This window comes from Micromonospora phytophila, from assembly GCF_023656545.1.
Taxonomy (GTDB): domain Bacteria; phylum Actinomycetota; class Actinomycetes; order Mycobacteriales; family Micromonosporaceae; genus Micromonospora; species Micromonospora phytophila.
The window spans coordinates 1-6444 of record NZ_JAMOKF010000314.1 but is presented as its reverse complement, the minus strand read 5'-3'; the positions used below and the strand labels follow the sequence as shown (position 1 = coordinate 6444).

The following is a 6444-nucleotide window of genomic DNA, read 5'->3' as shown; positions in this document are numbered from 1 at the left end:
CCGGCCCGGACCGGAACCGGAGGACGGTCCGGCGCTGCGACGGGCCGCGGGAACGGAGTCGTCGGACGACGACGCGCCGGTCCCCGGCGGGCTGCGCGGCGCCCGGTCGGAGCTGCGCCGGCAGATACGCGAGCGGCGACGGCTGCGAATGGCCGTGCTCGCGCTGGTCAGCGTGGTGCTGCTCGGTGCGATCCCGCTCTTCTTCGGCATCCGCACCCTCAGCCGCGACCCGGTCTTCGACACCCTCGACGAGCTGGACGTGCCCGGCTGGGCGGCGGTGTCGGCCGTCGACGACGTCAGCGGCAGCCGCTGGTGCCTGCTCGACTGCCGGCTGCGCGAACGCACCCTGGAGTCCGAGCGGGCGCCCGAGGAGACCGCGCAGGTCTACGAGCGGGCGCTCAGCCAGGACGGGTGGCAGCCGTGGAAGGTGACCCGCTGCCCGGAGCAGGAGGAGAAGGGGCGCTACACCTGCTGGCGGCGCGACGAGTTGACCCTCGACCTCTGGGTGCGCGAGCGGACCTGCGTACCGCCGCCGGTCGACGGGGAGCCGGCGGTCGTGCCGTCGCCCGATCCGTCCACCGCTGCAAAGACGTGCGCCGGATCGTTGGTGTCGGTGAAGGTCCGCAACGCGATCGACGACGAGCGGACCCGGCCACAGCCCAGCACCGACCCGTCGCTCACCGGCGAGGACCCGTACCCGACGCTCAGTGAGGATCCGCTCGGCGAGGCGACACCCTCACCGTCGTGAGCCGGTTTCCATCACGGACGGTAGGGTCTGGGGCTGGCAGGCCCGCCCGCTCCCGCTGACCCTTCGCGCGGGTCACCGGGCGGCGGTGTAAGACGGTCGCGCGTTCCGGGGACGTCCGGTTCCCGGAACTCTGCTTGAGGAGGACAGGCGTGGACTTTGGAGAGGTCGCGGCACTGATCGCGGCGATCGCGTTCGCGATGCTGGTGTTGATCCTGACGCTGCCCATCCTGCGGCTGCGGCACACCGTGGACGCCACCACCCGGATGATCAACGACCTCAACGACCGGACCGCGCCGTTGCTCGGCGACGTCAACACCACGGTGAAGAACGTGAACACGGCGCTGGAGCAGGTGCAGACCTCGCTGGACGGGGTGAACCTGCAGCTCGCCAAGGTCGACACCATGACCAGCCACGCGCAGAACGTCACCGCCAACGTGGCGAACCTGGCCACCGTCGTCTCCGCCGCCGCCGCCAACCCGTTGGTCAAGGTGGCCGCCTTCGGCTACGGCGTCCGCAAGGCCGCCTCCGCCCGGCGGCACGCCGAGACCGAGCGCGAGGTGCGCGACACCATCAAGCAGCAGCGTCGGGCCGCCAAGCGCGGCAACCGCTGACCCGGCGGCGCGACCAGGAGGGTTTGAGAGCATGAGGCGGTTGTTCTGGCTCGGCATCGGGCTGGCCGTCGGGGTGGTGGTGGTCCGCAAGGCCACCCGCACCGCGCAGTCCTACACCCCGGCCGGCATCGCCGGCACGTTGTCCGAATCCGCTGGCGGGCTGGTCGAGTCCCTGCGTAGCTTCGTGGAGGACGTCCGGATCGGGATGGCCGAGCGCGAGCAGCAGATCCACGAGGCGTTCGCCCAGGGCGAGGCGTTCGACGACCAGTTCGCCGAGCTGCGGGAGGACCCGCGCATCGGCGATCGAGAGATCTTTCCGGAGGACCACCAGCGATGAAGACGGCGGAGATCAAGCGGCGGTACCTCGCCCATTTCGAGGCGAACGGCCACGCCGTGGTGCCGTCCGCTCCGCTGCCCGCCATCAGCGACCCGAACCTGCTGTTCGTCAACGCCGGCATGGTGCAGTTCGTCCCCTACTTCCTCGGGCAGCAGACCCCGCCGTACCGGCGGGCGGTCAGCGTGCAGAAGTGCATCCGCACGCCCGACATCGACGAGGTCGGCAAGACCAGTCGGCACGGCACGTTCTTCCAGATGAACGGCAACTTCTCCTTCGGTGACTACTTCAAGGAGCAGGCGATCCCGCTCGCCTGGGACCTGGTCACCAAGTCCCGGGAGCAGGGCGGCTTCGGCCTCGACCCGGAGCGGGTCTGGCCCACCGTCTACCTCGACGACGACGAGGCGTTCGAGATCTGGCGGTCGGTCGGCGTGCCCGTCGAGCGGATCGTCCGCCGGGGCAAGGCGGACAACTTCTGGTCGATGGGCATCCCCGGACCCTGCGGCCCCTGCTCCGAGCTGTTCTACGACCGCGGCCCGGAGTACGGCCGCGAGGGCGGCCCGGCGGTGGACGAGGACCGCTACATGGAGTTCTGGAACCTCGTCTTCATGCAGTACGAGCGGGGTCCGGGCACCGGCAAGGAGACCTACCCGATCCTCGGTGAGCTGCCGGCGAAGAACATCGACACCGGCATGGGCCTGGAGCGGATGGCCTCCATCCTGCAGGGCGTCGACAATCTCTACGAGATCGACGAGGTCCGGCCGATCCTGGACAAGGCCGCCGAGCTGACCGGCAAGCGCTACGGGGCGCACTCGGGCCACGTCGCCAGCGAGTCGCACCCGGACGACGTCCGGCTGCGGGTGATCGCCGACCACGTGCGGACCGCGCTGATGCTGATCGGCGACGGGGTCACCCCGACCAACGAGGGGCGCGGCTACGTGCTGCGGCGCATCATGCGCCGGGCGATCCGGTCGGTGCGGCTGCTCGGCTGGCAGGACCGGGCGTTGCCCGAGCTGCTGCCGGTCGCCCGGGACTGCATGTCCCCGTCCTACCCCGAGCTGGCCACCGACTTCGACCGGATCGCCGACTACGCGTACGCGGAGGAGGACGCCTTCCTGTCCACGCTGCGCGCCGGCACCACGATCCTCGACATGGCGATCACCGAGACGCGTACCGCCGGCAAGGAGAGCCTCTCGGGCGAGAAGGCGTTCCAGCTGCACGACACGTACGGCTTCCCGATCGACCTGACCCTGGAGATCGCGGCCGAGCAGGGGCTCCAGGTCGACGCCGAGGGCTTCCGCCGGCTGATGGCCGACCAGCGCGCCCGGGCCAAGGCCGACGCGCAGGCCCGCAAGACCGGGCACACCGACCTGTCGGCGTACCGGTCGGTGCTCGACGCGGGCGGCCCCGTGCGGTTCACCGGCTACAGCGAGGTGTCGCGGGAGTCGACGGTCCGGGCGGTGCTCGGCACCACCGGGCCGCTCGGCGCGGCGGTCGAGGGGGACACGATCGAGCTGGTGCTCGACGCCACCCCGTTCTACGCCGAGGGCGGCGGCCAGCAGCCCGACCTCGGGATGATCACCATTGGCAACGGCCAGGTCGAGGTGCTCGACGTGCAGCAGCCGGTGCCCGGGCTGATCGTGCACCGCGGCCGGGTCCTGCGCGGTGAGGTGCGCGCGGGGGAGACCGGGTTCGCCGAGATCGACACCACCCGCCGGCGGGCCATCTCCCGGTCGCACACCGCGACCCACCTGGTGCACCAGACGATGCGCAACTTCCTCGGCGAGTCCGCTACCCAGGCCGGTTCGCTGAACGCGCCGGGCCGGCTGCGGTTCGACTTCAACACCCCGACCGGGGTGGCGCCGAGCGTGCTACACGACGTGGAGCAGCAGGTCAACGAGGTGCTCCTGGCCGACCTGGAGGTGCACGCCTTCATCACCTCGCTGGACGAGGCGCGGCGGATCGGGGCGATGGCGCTGTTCGGCGAGAAGTACGGCGAGGAGGTGCGGGTCGTCGAGGTCGGCGACTACGCCCGGGAGCTGTGCGGCGGCACCCACGTCGCCCGCTCCGGCCAGCTCGGCCTCGTCAAGATCCTCTCCGAGTCGTCGATCGGTTCCGGGGTCCGCCGGGTCGAGGCGCTGGTCGGGATGGACGCCTTCCAGTTCCTGGCCCGGGAGCACCTGCTGGTCTCCCGCCTCGCCGAGCTGTACCGGGTGCCCAACGACCAGGTCGCCGACCGGGTCGAGCAGACCGTGACCCAGCTGCGCGACGCCGAGAAGGAGCTGGAGAAGCTCCGCGCCCAGCTGGTGCTCGGCGGTGCGGCGGCGATCGCCGCGCAGGCGAAGGACGTGCGCGGGATCGCGTACGTCGGCACGGAGGCGCCGGAGGGCGCGGCCGGCAACGACGTGCGTACCCTCGCCCAGGAGATCCGGGGCCGGATCGACCCGGCGCGGCCGGCGGTGGTCGCGGTGGCGGCCCGGGCGAACGGCAAGGCATCCCTGGTGGTCGCGGTGAACCCGGCCGCCCGCAGCCGGGGCCTGGCCGCGTCCGACCTGGTGAAGGCGGCCTTCTCCGGCCGCGGCGGGGGCAGCCCCGACCTGGCCCAGGGCGGTGGCCTGCCGGCTGCGGAGGCGCCGAACCTGCTGCTCACCGTCGAGAAGGCGATCGCCGAGGCGTGACGCGTGGACGCGAGCGACCAGGGCGGACCTTCGCGGTCCGCCCTGGTTCGGCGTTTCGGGAGGTGACGCACCGTGACTGAGTTGTCCCGCGGGGTCCGGCTCGGGGTGGACGTCGGGCAGGTCCGGGTCGGGGTCGCCCGCTCCGACCCGCACGGGGTGCTGGCCACCCCGCTGGTGACCCTGGCCCGTGACCTCACCGCAGGTCCGGACACCGTGCCGAGCGACATCGCCGAGATCGCCGCGCTGATCGCCGAGCACGAGGCGGTCGAGGTCGTCGTGGGCCTTCCGGTCAACCTCGCCGGCAAGCACGGCCCTGCGGCCGTCCATGTGCAGGCGTACGCTGACCGACTGGCCGATGTAATAGCGCCTGTTCCGGTAGCGCTCACCGACGAGAGGATGTCCACCGTCGTGGCTTCTCGTAGGCTGGCCGAGCGTGGTGTCCGGGGGAGACGGCAACGCGCGGTGGTTGACCAGGCTGCCGCGGTGGAGATTCTGCAGAGCTGGCTGGACGCGCAGCGGAGGCGGACGCAATGATCGACGATCTGGATCTCGGGTTCGACGAGCAGGAGCGGGGGGAGAAGGGCCGGCACCGGCGCAGCTTCGTGCGCAAGCGCAACGGCTCCTCCGGCGGCGGGCGGGGCAAGACGTTTCTGGCCCTGCTGCTCGCCCTGGTTTTGCTGGGTGGCATCGGCGGCGGCGCCTTCTACGGCTTCGACCGGATCCAGAACTACTTCGTCACCCCCGACTACGACGGCTCCGGCACCGGTGAGGTGCAGGTGCAGGTCAAGCAGGGCGCGCTGATCGCCGACATGGCCGACGCGCTGGTCGCCGCTGGCGTGGTGAAGAGCGCCAAGGCGTTCATCGAGGCCGCCGAGGCGAACTCGCGCAGCAAGAACATCCAGCCGGGGACGTACAAGCTGCGCAAGCAGATGAGCGCCGAGAGCGCCCTCGCCGCGATGCTCGACCCGAAGAGCAGGGTCGTCGACGGGGTCACTATCCCCGAGGGGCGCTCCGCCAAGAACATCTACAAGTTGCTCTCGGAGAAGACCAAGATCCCGGTCAAGGAATTCGAGGTGGCGGCGAAGGACCCGATCGCGCTGGGCGTGCCGGCCTGGTGGTTCAAGCGGGAGGACGGCAAGAAGGTCACGAAGTCGATCGAGGGCTTCCTGTACCCGGACACCTACGAGATCCCGCCGAAGGCCACCGCCGAGAGCGTCCTCAAGCAGATGGTCGACAACTTCCTGAGCGTGACCGGGGAGTTGCAGTTCGCCGACAAGGTGCAGAAGGATCTCGGTGGAATCAGCCCGTACGAGGCGTTGATCGTCGCGTCGCTGGCCCAGGCCGAGGCGGGTAACAAGGACGACCTCGGCAAGGTCGCCCGGGTGGCCTACAACCGGGTGTACGGCGAGTTCGCCTGCAACTGCCTGGAGATGGACGTCACGGTCAACTACTACCTGGAGCTGACCGGCCAGCGGACGAAGACCTCCGCGCAGATGACCGCGGCGGACCTGGACAATCCGAAGAACCCGTACAACCGCAAGCTGCGCGGCCTGGTGCCCACCCCGATCAACAACCCGGGCAAGCTGGCCCTGGAGGGGGCGATGAACCCGCCGAAGGGCAAGTGGCTCTTCTTCGTGGCGATCGACAGGGAGGGGCACTCGGAGTTCGCCGAGACCTACGAGGAGCAGCTGAGGAACGAGGCCAAGGCCCGGGAGGCCGGGATCATCTGATGGCGGTCCCACGGCGGGCGGCGGTGCTCGGCAAGCCGATCGCGCACTCCCTCTCCCCGGTCATCCACAACGCCGGCTACGCGGCGGCCGGGTTGACCGGGTGGTCGTACACCCGGATCGAGTGCGCGGCCGCGGAGCTGCCCGACCTGGTCGCCGGCCTGGGCCCGGAGTGGGCCGGGCTGTCGGTGACCATGCCGGGCAAGGAGGCGGCGCTCGCGGTGGCCGCGGTGGCCTCGCCGGTCGCCGCCGCCGTCGGCGCGGCCAACACGCTGGTACGTCGGCCGGACGGCTCCTGGTACGCCGACAACACCGACGTCGGTGGCATGGTCGAGGTGCTCACCGG

At 70.9% G+C, this 6444-nt stretch carries 6 protein-coding genes and 1 pseudogene; all 7 read left to right on the top strand.

The window, feature by feature from the left end:
• Positions 1-91 precede the first annotated feature (91 nt).
• The gene (locus NCC78_RS25900) at positions 92-748 is read left to right on the top strand and encodes a hypothetical protein (RefSeq protein WP_250797725.1); all 657 of its coding nucleotides are present in this window, start codon (positions 92-94) and stop codon (positions 746-748) included.
• Between the two features lie 149 nt (positions 749-897).
• On the top strand, positions 898-1359 hold the full coding sequence (locus NCC78_RS25895) for a DUF948 domain-containing protein (protein ID WP_250797723.1): 462 nt from the start codon (positions 898-900) through the stop codon (positions 1357-1359).
• A gap of 31 nt (positions 1360-1390) precedes the next feature.
• Complete coding sequence (locus NCC78_RS25890) at positions 1391-1696, top strand: hypothetical protein (protein WP_250797721.1); 306 nt, start codon at positions 1391-1393, stop codon at positions 1694-1696.
• Positions 1693-4371 (top strand): alanine--tRNA ligase, encoded by a 2679-nt coding sequence (gene alaS, locus NCC78_RS25885; protein WP_250797719.1) that lies wholly within the window; start codon positions 1693-1695, stop codon positions 4369-4371. The genes NCC78_RS25890 and alaS overlap by 4 nt, the downstream gene beginning before the upstream one ends.
• 72 nt (positions 4372-4443) lie before the next feature.
• Positions 4444-4905, top strand: coding sequence for a Holliday junction resolvase RuvX (ruvX, locus tag NCC78_RS25880; protein WP_250797718.1), 462 nt, complete (start codon positions 4444-4446; stop codon positions 4903-4905).
• Positions 4902-6101 (top strand): endolytic transglycosylase MltG, encoded by a 1200-nt coding sequence (mltG, locus tag NCC78_RS25875; RefSeq protein WP_250797717.1) that lies wholly within the window; start codon positions 4902-4904, stop codon positions 6099-6101. Before ruvX ends, mltG begins: the two co-directional genes overlap by 4 nt.
• Positions 6101-6444 (top strand): annotated as a pseudogene (locus tag NCC78_RS25870) (shikimate dehydrogenase); the annotation flags it as partial. The gene mltG and the pseudogene NCC78_RS25870, both read left to right, overlap by 1 nt.